The sequence below is a fragment of the Streptomyces sp. ICC1 genome, assembly GCF_003287935.1.
GTDB classification, from domain to species: Bacteria; Actinomycetota; Actinomycetes; order Streptomycetales; family Streptomycetaceae; genus Streptomyces; species Streptomyces tritrimontium.
The window spans coordinates 1739522-1762967 of record NZ_CP030287.1; the positions used below are offsets into that span (position 1 = coordinate 1739522).

Consider the following 23446-nt stretch of genomic DNA (forward strand, 5'->3'; position numbering starts at 1 on the left):
GCCGCCCGGGGCGAGGGCCGGTCTCCGGATGTGACAGAGCCCGGCCGGGTGACTGTGGACCGGCCGGGCTCTGGGTGTGTGGGCGCGTGTGCCCTGGTCAGAAGGTCTCGTCGTGCAGGTCCTCTTCGCGCAGCAGGTCGTCCTCGCGGCGGTGCGAGGCCTCCTTCTGGCCCTCCTTCTGGCCCTGCTTCGGCCCCTGCTTCTGGCCCTGCTTCTGCCCCGGCTCGCGGGAGGGCTTGCCTGGCTGGGGGTGCGCGGGGTCTCCGGGGCGATGGTGCTCCTGCGCCTCGCGGCCCTTGTCCGGTTCCTGGCTCTTGCCCTGCGTACCGCCCATGACGGCGACTCCTTTTTGCGTGGAGCACGGATTTCTCTCGGATGACGCTGGCACGCACCGTGACGGTCCGCATCATTTCGGCGGCGAAGCGAGGCGCACGGGTGACCTTCGTCCTCGGTGGGGGCCCCGTCTCAGCGGGTTCAACGGCCTGCAGACAGACAGGCAGGCAGCCCGAGCGCGCCGCAACGGCTGAGTACGATCGCCTACGCCGGTCTGAGTACGCGAGCCGTTGCCCGCCCCGCGCGGCGGCGCAAGGGTGGACGCATGCGCCGACCGCTGCTGCTCGCCCCGCTGTTGCTGTTCGCCACCGGCTGCGGACTGGTGCAGTCCTCCGAGGGTGAGGCGGCGGACGCCGCACGGGAGGTGGCCAGGACGGCGGGCGAGCGCCTCTACGGCCAGCGTCCGCGCACGGCGGAGGAGGTCGGGCGCTCCGCTTCCGGCATCGACGGGGTCGAGGTGCTGCGGGTGACGGGTACCTCGACACACGACGGGAAAGGCATCGACGTCCTCGTCCGCACATCGGGATCGGCGAACCGGGGGTGGCTCGCCCCCGAGGGGGTCACCGTGCGGCGCTGTTTCGCGGTGCGCGTCTCACCCACGTCGGAGTGGGGTGAGGATCCCCGTGACGTCAGCTGCCCGGACGGGCCCGCGCTGACCTTCGCCCCGCCACCCGAACCGCCGCGGCTGCCGTACGAGGAGCTTCGCTCGAAGCTTCCCCGGGTGCCGGACGGCGGCCGGGTGGACGAGGGCGAGGTGCGGAGCGCGCTCGCCGCCCTGGACCTGGATCCGGCGATCCGTACCGAGGTGAAGGCGGACGGCGGCCGGGTCGGCGTTCTCCTGTCGGTACGGGGCAACGGCTTCGACGCGCAGGACTGCCTTCTTGCCCGCGTGAGCCCCGGCGCCACCGACGTGTGGGTGCCGCCCCGGATCCATCGGATGCCCGGGGAGGGCGGCTGCACCGTCGCCAACGCCCTGGACCCGAAACCGTCACCGCACTGAACGGGCCCGCACAAGCGGAGGGGCGGTGCGCCTTACGGCGCACCGCCCCTCCTGCCGGCCCGCTCACCGGCGGGCCCGCGGGTCGATCAGATCGTCTGGTAGTAGCCGACCAGGTCGACGAGCAGGTCGACGTCCTCCCAGCCCTGGTTCCAGAAGTCGATGATGGCTCCCTTGCCGGCGGGCGTCTGCACCAGGTTCGGGACGGTCGCGCCCGCGGTCCAGTTCAGGGCCGAGGAGACGGGCCGCTGCGGAGTGATCGCGGTGCCGTTCTGGTAGTCGGACCAGAAGTTCGGGTCCGGCGTCACGGACAGGAAGCCGTCGCCGCGGGTGTTGGTGACCGTGGTGTTCAGCGCCCAGCCGTCGACGCGGGGCGTCTTCGTGTCGGACTCGAACCGCATGACCTCGACCTTGCGGGCCGGCACCGGGCCGGCCGGCCGCAGGCCCCAGCTGCGGTCCTCGCGGGTGTCCAGCAGCCGCATCGGAACCCAGGCGGACGAGAAGGCGGACCGGCTGTCGGGGCTGTAGTAGCCGACGACGTCGACCACCACGTCGGCAGGGTCCCAGCTGCCGTTGCGCACGGTGATCTTCCCGTCGGCGCCGATCGGCACGATCACCGCGTTGGCGATGGTCTGGCCGGCGGTGAAGTTCAGGTTCGAGGTGACCGGAGCCGCCTGCCCGCTGGGGTAGGCGCTCAGGTGGCCGGCCGACCGCGGGTTGGTGGCGGTGAGGTTGAGCGCCACCGCGGTGGCGCCCTTCGGCACGCCGCCGCGGCCGGCGATCTCCACGCCGAAGGTTCCGTAGCCGGGGACCTGGCCCTTCGCCGTGCCGAGGCCCGCGCGGGTGTCCACGACACGGGTCTGGGTCACCGAGCCGTAGCCGGCGGCGGGCGCGGCCTTGAAGGAGCCGGTGACGTCGGCGATCAGGTCGACCGGCTCCCAGCCGGCGTTGAACAGGTGCACGTACCCGTCCTCGCCGACCGGCGCGATCACCAGGTTCGCGGCGGTCTGGCCCGCGACGAAGTTCAGGTTCGACGTCTCGGCGGTCTCGGTCAGTTCCTTGGTCTTGCCGACCGAGATGTGGCCCGGTCCCGCGGTGTTGGTGGCGGTGACGTTGAGGACGACCGAGCCGACCCCGGCGGGGACCTTCGCGGCACCCGCGACCTTCAGTGCCACCGAGCTGCGCGCGCCGACCTTGGCCCTCGCGGCACCGAGGCCGGAGCGGGTGTCCAGCAGCCGGGTGGGCTCGTGCGCGGTGAACTCGGTGCCGTCGGTGACGAACTTGAGCTCGTTGACGGCCTGGGCGCCGCTCGCGGCGTGCTTCACCGTGACCTTGACGTCGTACGAGCCGACCGCGGCGTAGGTGTGCGTGATGTTGCGGGCGTCCCCGCGGAAGCCCGCGAGGGCGGCGGAGTACGTGTCCGTGGTCCCGTCGCCCCAGGAGACGACCGCTTCGACCTCGGCGTCGTCCCAGGTGATGACGTGGGACCGCAGGTCGATGGAGTGCGCGGTCGGAGTCGTCGCGTCCAGGTAGATCGAGATGTGCGGGTCCGGCACCTCCTGCGCCCCCTGTGCCCGCGCGGTCCCGCCGGCCTTGGCGCCGGAAGGCGCGGTCACGACCGTGCGGTCGGCAGGGCTGGTGAAGGTCTTGCCCTTGGCCTTGGCCTTGCGTGCCGCGTCCGGGTTGGCCCCGGTCGCGGGCGCTCCCTGCGCTGCCGGCGCTGCCGGAGCGGCGGGTCCTGCCGCCTGGGCGATCCCCGGTATGAATCCGATGCCCGCGGCCACGAGGGCAGCGGAAACTACGAGTCGGCGATGATGCACCGGCCCCCCATTTTCTCTTACGGTCACATGTGCGAATACATGATCAGCGTACATACCTCCAGTTCGATCGGGCTTGCATTACTGCTCTGGCCGGTCGGCGCGTGTTCGCGACGGTGACGGCGGCCGGGTCGGCCTAAGCGGTGCGGGTGCGCCAGGGTGAGTTCTGGTAGCCGCTGTCGATGTGGAAGATCTGCGGCTTGCCGAACAGGTTCCGCACGATGATGTTCCACGTCGCCCCGTTGACCACGAAGGGGTCCGCGGCGAACGAGGCCGGCCGACCACTCTGGGTCCACTGGCCGCAGGCGACCAGGCAGGCCTGGACCATGTCCGCGAAGTACGAGGCGACCTTGGCCGGGGACGGATCGACGCCAAGCTCCTGGACCATGTGCTTGGTGCAGGCCAGATCGGTCTCCATCGCGCCGGACCAGAACGCGCTCGGGGCCCACGCCTGGCCGATCCCGCGCCACGACAGCGCGTTGACGCCGCTCGGCAGCGAAATCGTGGTGAAGCCGAGCTTGTTGAGCTTGCCGCAGGCGACATCCCAGTCCAGGGCGCCGTCGTTGAGTACCTGGACCGCGATCGACAGGTTCTCGGGGTTGGCCGCCGGGACCTTCTTCGTGAGCGCCTTCACGACTTCGAGGTGCGTACAGCGGACCAGGAGACGGGCCAGGTCCTCCGGGGACTCCATCGAGCACAGGCAGTGGATCCACGCCGTGCCGTACGTCCCGACGAGCGACAGGCACGCCTTCCTGGACGTGGCGGGCAGCGTGGTCAGCGGTGCCAGACGGCTCAGCATCGACGGGGTCAGACGGGCCGCGCGGGCACTCAGCCGCGACTCCACCTGCATGCACAGGGTCATGGCCTTCCCCGACAGATCGCCGACCAGCTGCTTCTGCTGCTCCTCCGAGAGGGCGAAGGCCTTGAGCAGCTCACCGTCGACCATGCCCGCGAGCGACTCCGGAGTGACCTGCAGGGCCGCCTCCGCCGCCACGCACTCCTTGTGCACCGGGTCCAGCAGCGGGCCCACGTACAGGGTCAGGTCCAGCACGGCGACCTCGACGGTCAGCGTCTTGGCCGTCTGGAGCGTCTGCGCGAGGCGGTCGCGCTCCTTGCCCGCGTTCGTCAGGCACAGCGTCACGGTCTGCTCGACCCGGACCGCGCGCTCGACGTACCCGGCGACTTCGCCCTGGAACTCCGCCAGCTTCTCCTCGACCTGGGTCCAGAGCATCGAGGCGTAGGCGAACTGGTCCCCGATGTACTGCTCCGTCGAGGCGGTCAGCGGCTGCACGTCGGACAGCATGAGGCCGTGGCTGCTCTTGCGGAGCTCGGCGAGCGTCACGGTGACGGATGTGTCGAGGCGCAGCTTCAGCGCGGCGACCAGAGCGTTGGAGCGCGCCCTGAGCAACTCCCTGAGCATGGCCACCCACTGCGCACGCCGTCCTGCGGGCAGCGCCGCGAGCAGCGTGTCGAGGTTCTTGAGCTGCTCACCGGCCCACCTGGGGATCGCCGCCCCCTTGCCCTGCAGCGTGGCCGTCACGGCCGCCCTCAACTCGGCCTCGTTCGCGGCCCGGTCCTTCGGCTGTCCCCCGTGTACGGGTTGATCTGTCATGACCCCACCCCCTGGCGCGCAGTCTGCCACCGTACGGCCCGTTCCGTACCCCCACCTGCGCCGCTCGGACAGCCCCTGGTGCTAGATGATGAGCTGGGCGAGGGAGTTGTCGGTCACCTCGCCGCCGAGATAGGCGGTCAGGTGATAGCCAATGCGCCACATGTTGGTTTTCTCGCCCATTTCTCCGACCGCCGCCTCCAGAAAGAGGACGTCGCTGCCATCCACCCCCGTCACGGTTACGTCGACGGACCACATCGCGTGGTCGGCCACTTCGTCCCAGCCGATGCAGGCGGGCCAGCAGCCGGCAACGGCCTTGAGGAGACGCGTACCTGCGGGGAGGGTGAAGGCAGGTATGCGGATCTTCGTGTGGTGGAGGTTGTTGTCAGCCATGTAGAACTCTTCGCGGCACGCCACCCCGGACTCCGTGACGACGGCCCGAACTCGCACTCCCCGCGGCTCCCTCTGTCCGCACGGTACGAGCGCACCAGGTGGTGGCCTTCCTCCCGGGCCCCTCATTTCGGCCATGCGGTGCTCCTATGAGCCGACCTTCGGTCCATGAGGATCAGGCTGGGCCGATCGGCTTACGATCAAGGGACCTTGCTCGGGTCGGCTTCCCGGAACCGGAGGACCTCGTATGCCCTTCACTCCTCCCGCGGCCGTGGAAACGGAAAGATTCCGGGCCTACGGCGCCCGTCACGTGGACGAGCTGAGCCAACGGTTCGCGATTCCGGGCCATGTCGCCCGGTCCGTCAAGTCCCTCGCCGCCGTCCTGCCGTTCCGTGTGAACGAGTACGTCCTCACCCACCTGATCGACTGGGACGACATTCCGGACGACCCCGTCTTCCAGATGGTCTTCCCGCAGACCGGGATGCTCCGGGCGGAGGACGAGCGCCGACTGGCGGCCCTCGTGGACGATCCCGGCGCGAGGAAGGAACTCCGGCTCGCGGTCGAGCAGATCCGAGGCGGCCTCAACCCCCATCCCTCGGGGCAGAAGCAGCTCAACGTCCCCACCCTGGACGGCGATTCGGTGCCCGGCCTCCAGCACAAGTACCGCGAGACCGTCCTCTACTTTCCCGGCCAGGGACAGACCTGCCACGCGTACTGCACCTACTGCTTCCGCTGGGCTCAGTTCGTGGGGGACGCCGATCTGCGTTTCGCCGCACCGGAGCCCACCGGCCTCGTGGACTACCTCGGCCGGCACCCCGAGGTCGATGACGTTCTCGTCACCGGTGGCGATCCGATGATCATGTCGACCGACCGGCTGCGGAGTCACCTCGCCCCCATTCTGGGCGTGCCCGGTGTCCGTACCATCCGCATCGGGACCAAGTCGGTCGCCTACTGGCCCCAGCGGTTCGTGACCGACGCCGACGCGGACGACGTGCTCCGGCTCTTCGAGGAGGTCGTCGCCTCGGGGAGGAACCTCGCGGTGATGATGCACTTCACCCACCCCCGGGAGCTGGAGTCGGACCTCGCCCGCCGGGCCATCGCCCGGATCCGGTCGACCGGCGCCCTGGTCTACTGCCAGGCGCCCCTGGTCGCCCACGTCAACGATGACCCGGGGACGTGGAGCGCGCTGTGGCGCGCGGAACTGGCCGCGGGCGCCGTGCCCTATTACATGTTCGTCGAGCGGGACACCGGCCCGTACGAGTACTTCAAGGTGCCGCTCGCCCGCGCCCACGACATCTTCCGGTCCGCCTACCTGACCCTGCCCGGGCTCGCCCGCACGGTGCGCGGACCGGTCATGTCGGCCACACCCGGCAAGGTGGTCGTCGACGGCGTCACCGAGACCGCCCAGGGACGCTTCTTCCAGTTGCGCATGCTCCAGGCCCGGGATCCGCGGCTGGTCGGCCGCCCGTTCCAGGCGCACTACTGCGAGAGCGCCGCATGGCTGGACGAACTCCGCCCCGCCCACGACACACCCGCCGACATCGTCAACGCACTGCGGGGTGCCCGGCAGCAACCCGCGGGCGGGCCGGAGCCGTTGCCCGGGTTTTCCGGCATCGGCCAGGGACGTTCGCCGGCCCCACTCGCTCCGGCCGCTCCCTGACATCCCCGGCGGGCAGGCATGACAGCTAGTGCTGTGACCGGAAAGGTTCACCGGGTCGCGGCGCCCGGCACGGCACCTCGCCGCGTTGTCGGACCACCGAAGTACGTCCAGTACGAGCGGCGGCCCTCCGCCTTGCGAGGCACCGCACCGGACACCGCGACCCGGCAAACCTTTCCGGCCACAGCACTAGACCTCGATGTACGCCACGACGACCACGGTGCGCAGCGCCGTGACGAAGTAGAGGACGCGGACGGACTCGACCTCGTCGGTGTACTGGCGGAGTTGGGGTGCGGTGGTGTCGCCGGGGATCGTCTCGCCGATGACGGGGTCCACGGAGATGACGACGAGGGCGCGGTCCAGGGCGTGGAGGACGGCCTCGTCGGTGATGTCCTCCAGCTGTTTCGCAGCGGCGTCGGACAAGGCGATCCGCGCTCGGCGGCGGGCGGGATGTGTGCCCATCAGGCGGCCGCGGGGTGCTGGTCGGTGAGGCGGGCGAGGTGTGCTTCGCACACCTCTTCCCGTGGCCGCGTCGGCGGCCGCGGGGTCCAGCGGCTGCCGGGCGGCGGAGGCCGGCTGTTCACTCATGCCTCATCGGGGACTCCAGGACACTGAACTGGCGGGTTCACACCACGGTACCGCCCGGTCAGGCCTCTGGACTCCCGTACGGACGAACCGGGCCCGCACCGCCAGGACCGGCCCGGGGGGCGGTGCGGGACCGGTGCGCGTTCCGGATCTCCGGAACGCGGGTCGCCTTCGAGTGGTCGATGACGTTGCCGTTGTCGCTGTGGCTGTCGCTGTCGGACGAGGTCGCGGACGTCGGTCCCGGCGTTGACCGGGGGGCTCGTCCTGACGGTCGCGTAGGGCCAAGCCCTGGTCTCGGCAAGGTCAGCGGTAGTAGCCCTCGACCACCGGCTTCACCTCGTCGAACAGCGCGGGGCCGTCCTGCGGCACGGGCAGCCGGCCGCTGCCGGGCCTGATGTCCAGGAGCTGTTCGTTGGACAGGGCGAATACCACCCGCCGTAGTCCCGCGCTCTGGATGGCCGCCTCGCACATTCCGCACGGCTGGCAGCTGGTGTACATCGTGGTCCGCGCCGCGGTGTCCCCCTGCAACTCCCCCGCGGCCCACCTCGCCAGCTTCAGCTCCGGGTGCGCGGTGATGTCGTTGTCGGTGAGGGTGGTGTTGTGGGCCTCTGCCAGAACCGTTCCGTCCGGTCCCGCCAGGAGGGATCCGAACGGCGGGTCACCGCCCGCGGCCGCCTTGGCCGCGAGCGCGATGGCCCGGCGCAGGAGAGTGTGGTCGTCGAGTGTGGTCATGACTGCTCCGTTCAGGTGCGGGGGGAGAAGGAGTGGGCTGCCACCGTGGCGAGTGCCTGCCAACTCGCCTGGGGATGGCACGTCTCACGGGGGTCGCCGTTGTAGGTGTCGAGGACGACGGTCTCGGCTCCGAGCAGGCGCAGTCGGTCAAGGTCGTCCATGATCTGGTCGATCGTTCCCTCCCCTGCGAGCCGTTGTGGTCCGGTGACCGGTGCTTCGGTGAGCTTGAGCGCGATCCGGGGGCTCAGGGCGGGGACGGGGAGTCGTTCCTCGTCCGCGAAGGCCTTCAGCCTGACCACGGCTTCGCGTAGCCACGGCAGGGTGCAACGCAGCGGATGCCAGGCGTCACCGAGCCGCACGGCACGGCGCAGCCCCGCGTCGCTGTTTCCGCCGACCCATACCGGGATCCCGCGGCTTCCGTAGGAGGCGGTGTCCGTCCAGGCCGCCCGTATGTCCCGCAGGTGGTCGTCGGTCAGTCGCCCGCGACGTTCGAACGGAACCCCGAGGGCGGCGAACTCCTGTCGTGCCCAGCCCACCCCCACACCGAGGACGAGCCGGCCGCCGCTCAACTGGTCCAGGTTGGCCGCCATGCGGGCCGTGAGCAGCGGGTGTCGGTAGGGAGCGATGAGGACTGTCGTGCCCAGCCGCACCCGAGTGGTGAGTCCGGCCAGCCAGGACAGGGTGGTGAACGGCTCGTAGAACGGTGCGGGATACCGCTCGGCGACATCGGGAGTAGTGACGATGTGGTCCGAGACCATCAGCAGGTCGAAGCCGAGACCCTCCACCGTCTGAGCCCCATCGCGTAGGGTTCCCGGGTCCGTGCCGGGGCCGAAGTTGAGGATGTTGACTCCGATCTTCATGCAGCTCAGGCTAGTCGCGGAAGCGGGACCGCCAGAAGGGATTCCCGCCTGTTCAGGGCCGGTTCTCCCGTGGATCCATCGGTAATATGGGCAGATGACCGAGAATCTCGACTCGACGGACTGGGCGATTCTGGATGAACTCCAGCGGGACGGCAGGATCGCGTTCACGGAGCTGGCCCGGCGCGTCAACCTGAGCGCGTCCGCGACGACGGAGCGGGTGCGGAGGCTGGAGGCGGCCGAGGTGATAGCGGGGTACCGGGCGGAGGTGGACCTCGAACGGACCGGTTACATGGCGCTGGCGATCGTCCGGCTGAAGTATCCGGGGAATCGGCATGAGCCCTTGCGTCAACTCCTCGGGGAGCGACCGGAAATTCTGGAGTGCCTGCGCACTACCGGAGACGACTGCTACGTACTGAAGGTGGCGGCCACGTCGATGGCCCAGCTCGAGGAGATCGTCGACGCACTGGCGCAGTTCGGGAGCACGACCACCAACCTCGTCCTCAGCCGTACCCTGCCGTTCCGCGGCCCGGCACAGCCTCAGGCCGTCGGTACTGCTCGGCCCCGGACGGCCACCGCACGTACCATCTGAATGGCCCATCACAGACGAACGCACGCAGGGCGGGGAGCGGAGCAGAATGGTGTTGGCGGCCCAAGTCGCGACCGTGGAATACCTCTACGCCATACGGTATGGAGTCTTTGGCATAGTGGGGCTCGGGATTGCCTTCAATCTATTTGACTGCGCCTATCGAATTCACCAGCTCGCGATGGACCGTTCGCCCGTGGCCCCTGGAGCTGGATTCAGTCCCACCGTCCTGCGTATCGCCGGGCTCGTGCTGGGATCCCTCTCCGCGATTTCCTGCGTCCATGAGCTGACCGCTTGACCATGTGCCGCCGGCCCGCCATTCCGGGGAACGGGACCGGCCGGTGCCGAAGCCGTAGCAGTCGATGCGGCGCGACGTCGTGGTCGTCATACCGGAGTTGTCGGTGACGGTGAGCTCCGCGGTGTAGCTGCCCTGCCCGGCCGGGTGGCGGTGCGTCGCGGTGGCACCGGTGCCCGTGCCCGTGCCCGTGCCGGAGTCGCCGAACTTCGTTCCTCTCCGCGCCCACGGTGTTCATCGACGAAAAGGGACCGCTCCGATGAGCCTGTCCTGAACGTCGACGCCGGATCCCGTTGATCGTCCCCATGGGGTGCCGGTATGCGGGTACCGGCCGCGCCACCAGCCTCGAGGGATCCAACCTCTGATCTGCGTCAAATCGTACGTCCGCGCCCTGCGTCGGCAGGACGATGCGGCCATGTCGATCTCGTCTTGGACGCTTCCGGCTCGCACCCACTGGAAGCGCGTGTACGTGCCTGCTGGGGCTGTCATCAATGGCTTGGGCAATTCGATGTACAGCACCCCCCACCGGTGGCCGGGCCTCGCGCTCTTCGTGTGCGGACTCGTGATCGCGGTGCGCGGGCGCCGTGCGTGGGACGGGTTCGGGCAGGGATGGCACCTTCCCGGGCAGGTGAGCGGCCGGCTGAAAGACGCGTTCCTGACACCTGAGTGGGTCAGCCGCTGGGGAAAGCTCAAGGTGGCGGTGTGGGGGCTCATCGCCTTCAGGTTCGCGGTCCATCCGTTCTTTCTCCCCGAAAGGATCGCGGCCGCCCCGGATCAGCTGTTCGAGCACGGCAGGGACGCCATGACGATGCTCGCGTTCACGTTCCTGTTCCCCTCCTTCACCCGCTGGATCGAGCCGAAGGAGAACCAGCTCCAAAGGCTCGCGGCGCGCGTCTTCCGCGCCATGGTCGGCCGTACGCTGGCGAACTTCAGCGGACTCTGCGGCGTGGCGGTCCTGCTCTACACCCTGCTCTCCAGGTTCGCTCACGACAGCGTCAGGTCATTGCCCGCGCTGACCCTCACGATCGCCGTCGCCATGGTGGTGGCGACCCACAAGATGTGGACCCGCTACCGGAAGCTGTGCACGCAGACCCACAAGGACATCCAGGCCTTGGTCCGCGCCCTGGAGAAGCCACCCGGTGCGGACGTGGTGGACCAGCGGTCTGCGGTCCTCGCCGCCTGGGACGCGGTGGAGCGGGATCTGCGCACCCGCGCTGACACGGGATACAGCTTCGGGACGCGCTTCGCCCCGAAGGCGGTCACCGCGGCGATCGGCGAGGCGGTGGAGAAGATCGGCAAGGGGCTGCCGGGCCATCAGGACGCGCGGGAGCAGGTCCTGATGGACTTGAAGGTCATCCAGGATGTGTGTGCCGACGAGATCGATTCCGTGGCGTGACGCTGCGGGCGGGGAGCGGTCAGGGGCGCAAGGCGTAGCAGCGGAGCACGTCGAGGTCGGCGGTCCGCACGACGGACCATCCGGCGGTGAGGATCTCGACCTCCGCGGGGCTGATCCCCAGGCCCTGGAGGGGGTCGGAGCCCCCTCGGCGGCCGGTGACCTCGGTGACCACCCAGAAGGTTCCGCCCGGTGCGAGTAGGCGGCGTACGCGGTCGAGCAAGAGCGCCTTGTCGTCCATCCACCGGTACACCAGCCGGCAGGTGATGACCGCGTACGCCGGGTCCGGCAGCGCGGTGAGGTCGTCGGTGGTGAAGTCGGCGCACCTCCAGACCGGTCCGTGTCCGGGAGCCGCGCCGTGGGCGGCCAGCGCGACGGCGCTCCGGGAGCAGTCGATGCCGGTGGTGCGGTATCCGAGCCCGTGGTGGAGGTGACGGGCCAGGGCTCCGTCGCCGCAACCGAGGTCGAGGGCCGGGCGCCCGCGGCCCCGGCCCAGGTGCTGCTCCAGCAACCGTGTCTCAGGGCCGTCGATCTGCCGGTACCGGCGGCCTTGTGCCCAGAGCGGTTCCCAGTAGGAGGCGGTCGTGGTCGTGGTCATGGTGATCCTCCGGGGTCATTCCTTGGCGCCAGGTGTGGGTGCCCCCGCCGACGGGGCGGGGCGGCCGGGGAGGAAGAGCGAGCCGAGGGCCGCGCAGGCGGTGAAGAGGGCGGCGCAGAGGAAGGCGTGGGCGTAGCCGGCCGTGAGGGCCTGGGATCCCGGGCCCGCATGGCCGCGGGCGGTGTGGGACACGATGGCGGCGAGAACGGCGAGTCCGACGGCGCCGCCGACCTGGCGGGACGTGTTGACCAGCCCGGAGACCAGGCCCGCCTCCCGCGGGTGGATGCCGGTGGTGGCCGCGGCGGTGACGGGCAGCATGGCCAGCCCCAGGCCGAGGGCGCACAGGGTGAACGGCGCTGCCACATCGGTGGTGAAGACTCCGTGCAGGTGGATGCGCGAGAGCCACAGGAAGCCGAGGGTGCTGATGGCCAGGCCACCGACGAGCAGGCTCCGCGGGCCGGTGCGGTGGACGAGGTGGGTGGCGGTCCTGGTCCCGATGACGACCGCGAGGCAGCTGGGCAGGAACCACAGCCCCGTCTTCAGCGCGCTGAAGCCGAGGACCTGCTGCATGTAGAGGGAGAGCAGGAACCACATCGCGAACATCGCCGCGCCCAGGCCGATCATGACCCCGTTCGCGATGGCGAGGGTGCGGCGGCGCAGGACGCGCAAGGGGACCAGCGGGTCGGCGGCCTTCGACTGGATGAGGACGAAGGCCGCCATCAGCACGACGCCGACGGCGAGTGCCGCCCACACGTGCGGGGAGGCCGGGGAAACGCTCTCGGTGGAGATGATCGCGTAGACGAGGGCGGTCAGACCGACGGTGACGGACAGCGCGCCGGGAAGGTCCAAGCGCCGCGGTCCGTCCGTGCCCCGCGGTCCGTCCGCGCACTGCGGTCCGTCCGTGCCCCGCGCACCGTCACCGCTCCGGGCGGCGGGCAGGTGGAGGTACCCGGCGACGCAGAACACGACGCCGACGGGAACGCCGATGAAGAAGACCCAGCGCCAGCCGGCGTACTCGGTCAGCGCGCCGCCCAGCAGCGCGCCGACCGCGCCGCCCACGGCGTTGACGGAGCTCCAGGCGCCCAGCGCACGGGTACGGGCGCGCGGGTCGGTGAAGGTGGTCATGATCAGCGTCAAGGTGGCGGGGGCGAGGATCGCGCCGCCGACGCCCTGGACGGCGCGCGCCGCGATGAGCGTGCCCGCGTTGGCGGCGAGTCCGCAGGCGAGGGACGCGGCGGTGAAGACGCCGAGGCCGGCCAGGAAGACGCGGCGGGCACCGACCAGGTCGGCGGCGCGCCCGCCCAGGAGCAGCAGCCCGGCGAAGGCGAGGGTGTAGGCGTTGACGATCCACTGCTGCCCGGCCGGGCTCAGTCCGAGGGAGTCCTTGATGTCAGGAAGGGCGACGTTCACGATCGAGATGTCCAGGACGACCATGAACTGGGCCGCACAGGCGATCACGAGGATCATCGCCGTCCACGCACCGCGGCGCGTGGACGGTGCGGGTTCGGAGTCGAGCACGGGCGGAGCACTGCGCATGGGGTTCCTCACGGGCGGCGGTGGACGGATCCGGGCCGGGAAGCGAGCGCTCGCCCTGCCCGCCCCCATGTCTGCCCTCGTCACGCACCGTTGTCACAGCTCACGGCAACCGGGTGACCCCGCGCCGCGTACCCACCGGGCGCCGAGGGCACCTACGGGCCGGCGGCGTGGGCCTGGCGGGCGGGCGCCTCGCCTTTCTTGGCCTTCATGCCCCACCACGGGCCGCCGACAGTGCTACAACTGGTTCGTGACCCCTCCTTGCAACCCGTACCGGGGACGTCGGTGCGGTCACTGAACGGGAACCGCCCGCGAAGCGTCGCCCGACAGGTCTTCGTCCTCCAGGTGGCGGTCGTGGTGCTGCTCGCCGCCGGTGCGGTGCTGGCGCTGGTGCTCCAGTCGCGCCACGACATCGACCGCGAGGCCCGCACCCGGTCCGTGGCGGTCGCCGAGACCTTCGCGCGCTCGCTCGGGCTGCAGGAAGCCCTCCGTTCCCCCGATCCCTCCGCGATCCTCCAGCCACTCGCCGAGTCGACGCGCAAGGCCGCCGGGGTGGACTTCATCGTGGTGATGGACACCCAGGGGATCCGCTACACCCATCCCCTCCCCGACCGCATCGGCAAGCGGTTCGTGGGGACGCTCGCGCCCTCGCTCGCCGGCCGCGTGTACACGGAGAGCGTCGACGGTCCGCTGGGCAACGAGATCCAGGCCGTCGTGCCGGTGTTCTCCGACAACGGCCGGGTCGTGGCCCTGGTGTCCGCCGGCCTCACCGTGGAGAACGTCACCGGAGTGGTCGACCGGCAGCTCCCCGTGATCCTCGGCGTCAGCGCGGCCGGCCTCGCACTGGCCACCGGGGGCGCGGCACTGATCAGCAGACGCCTCCGGCGCCAGACCCACGGGCTCGGCCCCCTGGAGATGACACGGATGTACGAGCACCACGACGCGGTGCTGCACGCCGTACGCGAGGGGGTGCTGATCACCGATGGCGCGGGCCGGCTGCTGCTCGCGAACGACGAGGCGAAGCGGCTCCTCCGGCTCTCCCCCGATGCCGAAGGCGCACTCATCCGGGACCTGCCCGGCCTCGACCGGGAGGTGTCGAGCCTGTTGCAGTCCGGTCGGGAGGCCACCGACGAGGTGCACGAGGCCGGAGACCGGCTGCTGGTGATCAGCCAGCGGCCGACCCGGGCCGACGGCGGACCCGAGGGGGCGGCCGTCACGATCCGTGACTCCACCGAACTGCGCGTCCTCAGCGCCCGGGCCGACGCCGCCCACAGGCGGCTGAGGCTGCTGTACGACGCCGGCACGGGAGTCGGCACCACCCTGGACGTGGAGCGCACGGCCCAGGAGCTCGCCGACGTCGCCGTACCGCGCTTCGCCGACTTCGTGACCGTGGACCTGGCCGAGTCCGTGCTCCACGGGGACGAGCCCACGCCGGACGCGGACCTGCGCCGTACCGGGTTCAGCGGCATCCGCGACGACTCGCCCCTCTATCCGCGCGGCAGGCTGATCGGCTTCCTGCCCGCCACACCGCAGGCCCGCGGCCTCGACAGCGGGGTGGCCGAGCTGGTGCCCGTGCTCTCCGAGGGGCCCGACTGGCACGCCCAGGACCCGCGGCGGGCCCAAGAGATCCTCGACTTCGGGATCCACTCCCTGATCACCGCTCCCCTCACGGCCCGCGGGGTCACGCTCGGCGTCGCCAACTTCTGGCGCTCGCGGAAGCCGGAACCCTTCAACGAAGAGGACCTCTCGGTCGCCGAGGAGCTCGTGGCACGGGCGGGCATCACCATCGACAACGCCCGCCGCTACACCCGCGAACACGCCCTGGCCGTGACGCTCCAGAACAGCCTGCTGCCGCGCGAGCTGCCCGAACAGAGCGCCGTGGAGGTGGCGCACTACTACCTGCCCGCCCACTCCGGGGTCGGCGGCGACTGGTTCGACGTCATCCCGCTTCCCGGCAGCCGGGTCGCCCTGGTCGTGGGCGACGTCGTCGGCCACGGACTGCGCGCCGCGGCCACCATGGGCCAGCTGCGTACCGCCGTGCTCAACTTCTCGTCCCTGGACCTTCCCCCCGACGAGCTGCTGGCCCGTCTCGACGACCTCGTCCAGTACATCGACCAGAGCGGGGAGGGCGGCGCCGACGGCGGCGGGCTGATCGGAGCGACCTGCCTGTACGCCGTGTACGACGCGGTGACCCAGCGGTGCACGATGGCCCGCGCGGGACACGTGCCGCCCTTCGTGGTGCGTCCCGACGGTTCGACGCACATGCCCGACCTGCCCCCGGGCGCGCCCTTGGGGCTGGGCGGGTTCCCCTTCGAGTCGGCGGAGCTGGACCTCAGTGAGGGCTCGCAGCTGGTGCTGTACACCGACGGCCTGATCGAAGACCCGGGCCGCGACATCGACGAGGGGCTCGAGCTGCTCCGTTCGGCACTCTCCCAGGCCGGCCGGGGGCCCCACGAGACCTGCCGAGCGGTCCTGAAGGGGCTGCTGCCCATGCGCCCGAGGGACGACGTGGCCGTCCTCATCGCGCAGACGCACGCGCTGGGCGCGGACCGCATCGCCGACTGGGAGGTGCCGTTCGAGCCGAGTGCCGTGGGGGTCGTGCGGACCCGCGCCGTGGAGAAGCTCGAGGAATGGGGCCTGTCCGAGCTCGCCTTCGGCACGGAACTCGTACTCAGCGAGCTCGTCACGAACGCCATCCGGCACGGCAGCGCACCGGTCCGCGTCCGGCTACTGAACGACGGCAGGCTGCTGACCTGCGAAGTCTCCGACGGCAGCAGTACCTCACCGCACCTGCGGTACGCCGCGACCACGGACGAAGGCGGTCGCGGGCTCTTCCTGGTGGCTCAAATCGGCGGCAGATGGGGCACCCGTTACACCCCCTCCGGGAAGATCATCTGGTCCGAGCAGTCGCTGCCGGCCCCCGTGGACCACTGAGCTTTCCGTTCCTGGTCGCACAAGGGTTGTTCCGGCACCATGAGGGAATCGAAGGAATACGCCGCGCAGCTCGCGGGTTCGTGCACCCGAGCGGCCCGCACGGCGTGGATTCCTCGCGGCCGCAGCCGCTCCCCCGAACCCCCGCCAGGACGGTGGGGTGACGCGGGACCCGCCCACCGGCCCGCAGATCATCCTCCGCGAGGACCCGACCCACATTCCTGGGCATCCGGGGGACGAGCCCCCGTCAAGGATCTGCCCCGTGAACGACCGCATCTCCGGCTACGTCCAGTCCTACAACCGCGCCCGCGGCTACGGCTTCCTCGTCCCGTACCGGACGGCCTTCACCATCTACGTGGAAGCCTCCGCACTCGATCCTCCCTGCACCACCCTCTCCGAGGACCAGCAGGTCACCTTCACCATCGCCTTCGAGGAAGGCCGCTACACCGCACTCGACGTCCGGCCCTGAACACCGGCGGAGGGCGGGCAGCAGACCCCCGTCAGGGCTCGCACAGGCGTACGGCGAGGGCGGCGACGTCGTCGTCGAGGCGTCCTCTGCTGTAGCGCAGGAGGTCGCGGTGAAGAGCCGCGAGCAGTTCGCGGGGCGGTGTCGGGGGCTGTCCGCCCATCCAGGCTGCCAGGGGGAAGAACTCGCCGTCGCGCGCGCGGGCCTCGGCGATCCCGTCGGTGTAGAGCAGCAGCAGGTCGCCGGGGGCGTAGTCGAAGGTGTCGACGGTGTACTGGTCGCCGATCAGCTCCGCGAGGCTGATCAGCGGCGAGGTGGCGGCCGGCTCGAGGGCACGGACTTTCCCGCGGTTCAGGATCAGCGGCGGGGGGTGTCCGCAGTTGAGGATGTCGATGCGTCTGCCCTCGTGCGGGATCTGGACGAGAAGGGCGGTGGCGAAGCGTTCCATCGGGCCCTCGGGCGGAAACGCCGAGTTGTAGCGGGTGCTGCTGGCGTCCAGCCTGCGCGCGATGTCGACCAGGTCGCTCTCGCCGTAGGCCGCCTCCCGGAAGGCGTTGACGATCGCCGCGGCCGCCCCGACCGCCGGCAGACCCTTGCCCCGCACGTCACCGATCAGCAGCCTGACCCCGAACGCCGTGTCGACCACCTCGTAGAAGTCCCCGCCGATACGGGCCTCCGCCGCGGCCGCGAGGTACAGCGACTCGATCTCGATGCTGCCGAAGCGGCGCGGCATGGGGCTCAGCACCACCTGCTGGGCCGCGTCGGCGACGAGCCTCACCTGAAAGAGGGTGCGCTCCCGCTGGAGCCGGACGTGGCTTCCGTACGCGGCGGCCACGGTGACCGCGATGATCCCCGCGGCCGTCCACCACGTTCCCAGATCGGGGAAGACGAGGCTGAGGCCGATCATCAGCAGGAGGCAGACCGTCCCGAGCAGGATGGTGGGGAGGACCGGCCACATGGCGGCGGCCAGCGCCGGCGCCGCGGGCAGGAGGCGGCTGAAGGCCATGTCCGGCGGGGTGGTGTAGGCCAGGCTGGCGATGACGACGGTCAGGATGACCGGCGACAGCCGTACAAGTCTTCCCGGGCCGGGGCGCCTACGACGCCGCGGCGGTCCAGACTCGATCACATTCGCCACGATATCCGCCCGGTGCGGGCTCGGCACTCCGGCCGGGTCCGGATGCGCCCCTCGCATCCCTGCGGGACGGCAGGCCGGTTCCTCGGCGGCCGACGGCTCGAAACCGTCCTCCCGCAGGTGGTCACAGGTGGTAGGAATTCCATTGAATCATCGACGGTCACGGAGATCGGGACGTGAATGAATTCAGTGCGAGGGGCCACAGACTGCGGAATGTGGCAATTGGTCACGGGTGCGCCGGCTGCACTCCTTCGGGATGGAGTGTTGGGATATCGCGGATACCACTTGGCCATGAACCGGCCACAACGGCGCATTGAAATCCCTCACGCGGCAGTCACCATGGTGATCAATTTCGGCGATCCGGTCAGAGTCGGTGAAATCGGCACCGAGGCGACTTCCTACAGTTCTCTGATCAACGGACTGAGGACGACCGCGGTCATCGGCGAACACACAGGGCAGCTCCATGGCATGGAGGTCCATTTCACACCATGGATGGCATACACGCTCTTCGGTACGGACATGCACGAACTCAGGAACCGCACGGTGTCCCTCGTCGAACTGCTCGGCCCGGCCGGCCACCGGCTCGAGGACCAGCTGGCGCGTGCGCCGTCCTGGCAGGCGCGGTTCACCCTGCTCGACCTGCTGCTCCTGAGCAGGCGCGATGCGGGGCGCGCGGCAGCCCCGCAGGTGGTGTGGGCTTGGGGGAAACTGGTACGCACCGATGGACGGATTCCGCTGAGCGAGCTGATGAAGACCACCGAGTGGAGTGCTCGCCATCTCGAACTCAAATTCCGTGAGCAGATCGGCCAGCCGCCCAAAACGGTCTCACGCGTGCTGCGCATCCAGCGGGCACTGAGAATGCTGACGTCGGGAGGCGCGGCGGCAGACGTGGCGTCATCCTGCGGCTTCTATGACCAGGCCCACCTGCACCGCGATTTCAGAGCAATGACAGGTTTTACGCCCAGGAAGTTCCTCATCGCCCGCAGCGGAGGAGACCGACCGGTGGACCGTGTTCCGGGGCAGGTCACGAGCACCCTGGCGTGAGCCCCCCTCCTGAACCCCCTGGGCCCCCTGGGCCCGCTGAGCCCGCTGAGCCTGTTTCACAGGAAGCGGCGGATGGGCTGCACGGCCAGCTCCCGGACTCGCTGGAGGGTGGGGCGTCGCTTCCAGCGGCCTTCCTGGATCCGCTCGCTCACAGCCAGGTCCTCGTCGAAGTGCCCGTCGAGGACGGCGGTGAACCGCTCGTCGAGGACGGCGAGCATGACCTCCTCGTCATGGTCGAGGGAGCGGCGGTTGAAGTTGGTCGAGCCGACCAAGGCGGCGACGTGGTCGACCGTGATGACCTTGGCGTGCATCATCGTCGGCTGGTACTGGTAGATCTTCACTCCGCAGGAGATCAGGTCCGCGTAGTGGTGTTGGCCGGCCAGCTGACAGACCCGCTTGTCCGTGTGGGGGCCCGGGAGCAGGATCTCCACCTCGACCCCGCGCCGGGCGGTGGCGCAGAGCAGCTCGATGAAGTACGCGTCCGGTGAGAAGTAGGCGGTGGCGAGGCGGAAGCGCTCCTCGGCGGACTCCAGCATGACGCGCATCAGCGTCTGCATGTCCTGCCAGCCGTAGCTGGCCGAGCCGCGCACGACCTGGACGATCGCGTCGCCCTGCGGGCGGTGGTCTGTGAACCGGTCGCGGTCGTCGAAGAGTTCGTCGTGGCACTCGGCCCAGTTCTGCGCGAACGCCGCGGCGATCCCGTCGACGGCGGGCCCGCGGACCTCTACGTGCGTGTCGCGCCATTCGTGCTGGTCGCGCGCGTTGCCGCACCACTCCTCGGCGATCCCGACCCCGCCGGTGAACGCGGTCTCCTCGTCGACGACGAGGACCTTCCTGTGGCAGCGGTGGTTCTGCTTGAGCGGCGAGAGGTACAGCGGCTTTCGGAACCATGCCACCTGCACCCCTGCCCGTTCCATCTCGTCCAGCAGCTCCCTTTCGATCAGGCGGCTGCCGAAGCCGTCCAGGAGCAGCCGGACCCGCACACCGGCGCGGGCCCGCTCGGCGAGTGCCCGGGCGAAGTCGCGGGCGATGTCGCCCTTCCAGTACACGAACGTCATCATGTCCACCGTGTACCGGGCGCGGCGGATGCCGCCCAGCATCGCGGCGAAGATCTCGTCCCCGTTGCGCAAGGGGGTGAGGGCGTTCCCCTCGGTCGCCGCGATCCCTATCAGCCGTTCCAGGCGCCGGCGCAGCCGCGCCACCCGTATCTCGGCCGACGGCACGCGCGGTGCCGTGGAAGTGTTCGTGACCGACTCGGCCGACTCCTGCGTACTGGGCATCGGGTCTCCTGGCCGGAACGCGAGAGGGGAACATGGCGGGCGCCCCGCACCCGGTCCGGCCCGGGCAGCGAGCCGACTGTATCCGCCGCTCAGCCGCGGCGGCTCTTGCGCCAGCCGAAGGGGCCGGGCAGGTTCATGGAGGTGGTACGGCGTCCGGTGCTGCTGCGGGTGCGGCGGGGGCCGTGCTTGCCGCCGGTGGTGATCGACCACGACTTGCGGTTGATGTTGAGCCGGACGCCGGGCAGGATCCTGAAGCTCTTGCGGAATGTCAGCGGCATGACGTCTCGCCTTCTCAGTGGACGGAGGAAGGGCGGCCCGACTGCTTCTGCGTTCAGGCCAGTTGGCATACGTGTGTCCGGTGCCGCCCGTTCCATGCGCCCGCGGCCGGCTCAGTCGGCGCGGCCTCAGCTCGAGCAGCCGGGAAGCGGGGGCGGGGCGGAGGCACGGCCGAGCGGTGTCTGCCACCCCGCGTCACCCTGATTCAGCGCAGCCAGACCGCGGTGTCCCGGGGAAGCACGCCGTCCTCGACCGGGCCGCTGGCGATCAGCACCTCGGTGTGGTCCGGCAGCGGAACCGGGCCGGCCGAGAGGTTCACCAGGCAGCGCACGGAGGATCCGGCCGCGGCACGGGCGAAGGCGAGTACGCCCGGCCGGCCCGGATGGGTGGGCAGCCAGCTGAACCCGCCCTCGCGCAGGAGCGGTTGGGTGCCCCGCAGCGCGAGCGCCTGCCGGTAGAAGCTGAGCATCGAGTCCGGGTCCGCGCCCTGCTCGCGCACGCTCAGCGCGGCCCACTCGGCCGGCCGGGGCAGCCAGGACTTGGCGTCCGGGGCCTCGTCTCCCCAGGGGAGGGGGACCCGGCAGCCGTCCCGGCCGAGGTCCTCGCCTCCGGTCTGGAAGAACGTCGGATCCTGGCGGAGTCCTGCCGGGATGTCCTCGACCTCCCACAGGCCCAGCTCGTCGCCCTGGTAGACGTAGACACAGCCGGGCAGGGCCATCGTCAGCAGGACCGCCGCCCGGGCCCGGCGCCGCCCGAGGCCGAGGTCGGCCGGCACGCCGTGCGCGCGGCGGCCGTCGAGCGCGTACGAGGTGTCGGCGCGGCCGTACCGGGTGATGTGGCGGGTGGTGTCGTGGTTCGAGAGGACCCAGGTCGCGGCGGCGCCGACGGGGGCGTGCTCGGCGAGTGTGGAATCGATGACCGTGCGCAGGGCCGTCGCTTCCCAGGGGCTCTGGAGGAAGGGGAAGTTGAAGGCCGTGTGCAGTTCGTCGGGGCGCAGGTAGCGGGCGAAGCGCTCGGGGTCGGAAGTCCACACCTCGCCCACGAAGACCGGGTGGTGGTCGTAGTCGTCGAGCACCTTGTGCCACGCGCGGTAGATGTCGTGGACGCCGTCCTGGTCGGCCCAGGGGGTGGGCCCGCTCTCGTGGTCGGGCAGCGCGGGGTCCTTGACGAGGTTGTCGGCGACGTCGATGCGGAAGCCGTCGACGCCGCGGTCGAGCCAGAACCGCAGGATCGACTCGAACTCCGCGCGGACCTCGGGGTTGTCCCAGTTGAAGTCGGGCTGCTCCGGGGCGAACCGGTGCAGGTACCACTCGCCGGGTGCGCCGTCGGCCTCGGTCACCCTCCGCCAGCCCGGGCCGCCGAACACGGACTGCCAGTTGTTGGGCGGCAGTTCGCCGTGCTCGCCACGGCCGCGCCGGAACCAGAACCGCGCCCGCTCGGGCGAACCGGGACCGGCCGCGAGGGCCGCCCGGAACCAGGGATGCTGGTCCGAACAGTGGTTGGGGACGATGTCGACGATCACCCGGATGCCCAGGTCGTGCGCCTCGGACAGCAGCGCTTCGGCTTCTTCCAGGGTACCGAAGAGCGGGTCGATGTCACGGTAGTCGGCGATGTCGTACCCCCCGTCCGCCATGGGGGACGGATACCAGGGGCTGATCCACACCGCGTCGACGCCGAGCCGGCGCAGATGCGGCAGCCGCGCGCGGATTCCGGCGATGTCACCGACGCCGTCGCCGTTGCCGTCCGCGAAACTGCGCGGATAGATCTGGTAGATCGCCGCACTGCGCCACCAGACGGAGGACTGTCGGGAAGGAGACTCGGTGGCCGTGGGCAAGGCCTCGGGGTTCGCCATGCGGCGAATCTAGGGAAGGCCCTTCGACGCCGTCAATGGTCCGCCGCGACTTCATGATCGCCGAGCCGGTGGCCCGCGTTCGCGGCGCGCCGGACGGCCGGACCGGGAGGTCTCCGGTCGGCCGTCCGGCGCCCGCCGCGGGTGCGGGTGCGGGTGCGGGTGCGGGTGCGCTAGGAGGTGTACGCCTCCAGTTCCGACAGCTGGCCCGCGGGCCAGCCGGTGTTGCCGGCGAAGGTCAGGCGCAGGTGGCGAACTCCGGACGCGGGCAGGGTGACGGTGACCGTGTTGGATCCCTCGGTGAACGTGTAGGCGGCGGAGGCCTTCACAGTCGACCAGGCCGCATTGTCGGTGGAGCCCAGCACCGAGAGGGTCTGGGTACGGGTGCCCCAGGAGGCGGGGAGCTTCAGCACCAGCCGGCCGACGGTCTGGGTGGCGCCGAGGTCGACGGTGAGCGACTGCGGGAAGGAGCTGTTGTTGCTCTCCCAGTAACTTCCGGCGTCCCCGTCGGTGACGTTGCCGGCCAGGTAGCCCTGGGTGTGGGAGGTGTCGGTCGCGCTCTTGCCCCGCGCGAGGTTGGTGCCGGCCGGAGGGGTGGTGGGCGGAGGCGGGGTCGTGGTCGGCGGGGTCGTCGGGCCGCCGTCGGCCGCGTAGACCTCGAACTCCGAAATCTGTCCGGCCGCCCAGCCGGTGTTGGCCGTGATGTTCAGCCGTACGTAGCGGACGTCGGCCGCGTCGAGGGTGAGCGTCGCGGTGTTGCCGGACGCGGGGTTGAAGGTGACGCCGGAGGAGCCGAGCAGTGTGGACCAGGCGGAGTTGTCGGTGGAGCCGAGCACCGCGAGGTTCTCGGTGCGCGTGGCCCAGTCGGAGGAGGGCGGCAGCTTGAGCGTGACCTTGCCGATCCGCTTGGCCTCGCCGAGGTCCACCGTCAGGGTCTGCGGGAAGGAGTTTCCGCTGCTCTCCCAGTAGGTGGAGGCGTTTCCGTCGACGGCGTTGCCCGCCGCGTACGACTGGACGGCCGAGGAAGCGGTGGCCGGCCTGCCCTGCGCGAGGTTGCCGTTCGGCGGGGTTGTCGGCGGCGTGGTG

21 protein-coding genes and 1 pseudogene are annotated in these 23446 nt (G+C 70.5%); 7 read left to right on the top strand and 15 right to left on the bottom strand.

Annotated elements, in window-relative coordinates:
• Positions 1-97: 97 nt before the first annotated feature.
• Positions 98-334 carry a hypothetical protein gene (locus DRB96_RS08225; RefSeq protein ID WP_112447821.1) on the bottom strand — a complete coding sequence of 79 codons (237 nt, stop codon included), beginning with the start codon at positions 332-334 and terminating at the stop codon, positions 98-100.
• Between the two features lie 264 nt (positions 335-598).
• Here DRB96_RS08225 and DRB96_RS08230 point away from each other — a divergent pair, with 264 nt between their 5' ends.
• On the top strand, positions 599-1333 hold the full coding sequence (locus tag DRB96_RS08230; protein WP_112447822.1) for a translation initiation factor IF-2: 735 nt from the start codon (positions 599-601) through the stop codon (positions 1331-1333).
• A gap of 86 nt (positions 1334-1419) precedes the next feature.
• Here DRB96_RS08230 and DRB96_RS08235 read toward each other — a convergent pair whose 3' ends face one another.
• From DRB96_RS08235 to DRB96_RS08245, 3 genes are all read right to left on the bottom strand, one after another.
• On the bottom strand, positions 1420-3114 hold the full coding sequence (locus DRB96_RS08235) for a PKD domain-containing protein (protein ID WP_112447823.1): 1695 nt from the start codon (positions 3112-3114) through the stop codon (positions 1420-1422).
• A gap of 169 nt (positions 3115-3283) precedes the next feature.
• Entirely contained in the window at positions 3284-4759 is a 1476-nt protein-coding gene (locus tag DRB96_RS08240; protein ID WP_162688509.1) for a hypothetical protein, read from the bottom strand.
• Positions 4760-4840: 81 nt separating this feature from the next.
• Positions 4841-5149 carry a hypothetical protein gene (locus DRB96_RS08245; RefSeq protein ID WP_162688510.1) on the bottom strand — a complete coding sequence of 103 codons (309 nt, stop codon included), beginning with the start codon at positions 5147-5149 and terminating at the stop codon, positions 4841-4843.
• Positions 5150-5393: 244 nt separating this feature from the next.
• On the opposite strand from DRB96_RS08245, the gene DRB96_RS08250 reads away from it, so the two are divergent.
• Entirely contained in the window at positions 5394-6806 is a 1413-nt protein-coding gene (locus DRB96_RS08250; RefSeq protein ID WP_239516059.1) for a lysine 2,3-aminomutase, read from the top strand.
• Positions 6807-6992: 186 nt separating this feature from the next.
• On the opposite strand, the gene DRB96_RS08255 is transcribed toward DRB96_RS08250, so the two are convergent.
• The 3 genes from DRB96_RS08255 to DRB96_RS08265 all read right to left on the bottom strand — a co-directional run bounded on the left by DRB96_RS08255 (position 6993) and on the right by DRB96_RS08265 (position 8980).
• Entirely contained in the window at positions 6993-7265 is a 273-nt protein-coding gene (locus DRB96_RS08255; RefSeq protein ID WP_112447826.1) for a hypothetical protein, read from the bottom strand.
• 426 nt (positions 7266-7691) lie between these two features.
• Entirely contained in the window at positions 7692-8120 is a 429-nt protein-coding gene (locus DRB96_RS08260; RefSeq protein ID WP_112447827.1) for a nucleoside deaminase, read from the bottom strand.
• Positions 8121-8131: 11 nt separating this feature from the next.
• The gene (locus DRB96_RS08265; RefSeq protein WP_112447828.1) at positions 8132-8980 is read right to left on the bottom strand and encodes an LLM class flavin-dependent oxidoreductase; all 849 of its coding nucleotides are present in this window, start codon (positions 8978-8980) and stop codon (positions 8132-8134) included.
• Between the two features lie 94 nt (positions 8981-9074).
• Here DRB96_RS08265 and DRB96_RS08270 point away from each other — a divergent pair, with 94 nt between their 5' ends.
• Entirely contained in the window at positions 9075-9569 is a 495-nt protein-coding gene (locus DRB96_RS08270) for an Lrp/AsnC family transcriptional regulator (RefSeq protein ID WP_112447829.1), read from the top strand.
• A gap of 851 nt (positions 9570-10420) precedes the next feature.
• Complete coding sequence (locus DRB96_RS08280) at positions 10421-11254, top strand: hypothetical protein (RefSeq protein WP_162688511.1); 834 nt, start codon at positions 10421-10423, stop codon at positions 11252-11254.
• A gap of 19 nt (positions 11255-11273) precedes the next feature.
• On the opposite strand, the gene DRB96_RS08285 is transcribed toward DRB96_RS08280, so the two are convergent.
• Positions 11274-11849, bottom strand: coding sequence for a class I SAM-dependent methyltransferase (locus DRB96_RS08285; protein ID WP_112447831.1), 576 nt, complete (start codon positions 11847-11849; stop codon positions 11274-11276).
• A 15-nt stretch (positions 11850-11864) separates the two neighbouring features.
• Positions 11865-13385, bottom strand: a complete 1521-nt coding sequence (locus DRB96_RS08290) for an MFS transporter (protein WP_204357678.1) — start codon at positions 13383-13385, stop codon at positions 11865-11867.
• A 282-nt stretch (positions 13386-13667) separates the two neighbouring features.
• Here DRB96_RS08290 and DRB96_RS08295 point away from each other — a divergent pair, with 282 nt between their 5' ends.
• On the top strand, positions 13668-16316 hold the full coding sequence (locus tag DRB96_RS08295; RefSeq protein ID WP_239516060.1) for a SpoIIE family protein phosphatase/ATP-binding protein: 2649 nt from the start codon (positions 13668-13670) through the stop codon (positions 16314-16316).
• Between the two features lie 259 nt (positions 16317-16575).
• Positions 16576-16782 carry a cold shock domain-containing protein gene (locus DRB96_RS08300; protein WP_162688512.1) on the top strand — a complete coding sequence of 69 codons (207 nt, stop codon included), beginning with the start codon at positions 16576-16578 and terminating at the stop codon, positions 16780-16782.
• A gap of 31 nt (positions 16783-16813) precedes the next feature.
• Here the strand turns inward: DRB96_RS08300 and DRB96_RS08305 are convergent, their stop codons facing one another.
• Entirely contained in the window at positions 16814-17905 is a 1092-nt protein-coding gene (locus DRB96_RS08305; RefSeq protein WP_239517709.1) for a PP2C family protein-serine/threonine phosphatase, read from the bottom strand.
• A 297-nt stretch (positions 17906-18202) separates the two neighbouring features.
• Between DRB96_RS08305 and DRB96_RS08310 the strand changes: the two genes are divergently transcribed.
• Positions 18203-18955 (top strand): helix-turn-helix transcriptional regulator, encoded by a 753-nt coding sequence (locus tag DRB96_RS08310; protein ID WP_162688513.1) that lies wholly within the window; start codon positions 18203-18205, stop codon positions 18953-18955.
• Between the two features lie 56 nt (positions 18956-19011).
• Here DRB96_RS08310 and DRB96_RS08315 read toward each other — a convergent pair whose 3' ends face one another.
• The 5 genes and pseudogenes from DRB96_RS08315 to DRB96_RS44385 form a co-directional block, all read right to left on the bottom strand.
• Positions 19012-20235 carry a phospholipase D-like domain-containing protein gene (locus DRB96_RS08315; RefSeq protein ID WP_112447836.1) on the bottom strand — a complete coding sequence of 408 codons (1224 nt, stop codon included), beginning with the start codon at positions 20233-20235 and terminating at the stop codon, positions 19012-19014.
• Positions 20236-20324: 89 nt separating this feature from the next.
• Entirely contained in the window at positions 20325-20513 is a 189-nt protein-coding gene (locus DRB96_RS08320; RefSeq protein ID WP_112447837.1) for a DUF4236 domain-containing protein, read from the bottom strand.
• A gap of 203 nt (positions 20514-20716) precedes the next feature.
• Positions 20717-22363, bottom strand: coding sequence for a glycoside hydrolase family 13 protein (locus DRB96_RS08325; RefSeq protein WP_112447838.1), 1647 nt, complete (start codon positions 22361-22363; stop codon positions 20717-20719).
• A 170-nt stretch (positions 22364-22533) separates the two neighbouring features.
• Positions 22534-23031 (bottom strand): discoidin domain-containing protein, encoded by a 498-nt coding sequence (locus DRB96_RS08330; protein ID WP_275432070.1) that lies wholly within the window; start codon positions 23029-23031, stop codon positions 22534-22536.
• Positions 23032-23382, bottom strand: a pseudogene (locus DRB96_RS44385) (discoidin domain-containing protein); the annotation flags it as partial.
• Positions 23383-23446 lie beyond the last annotated feature (64 nt).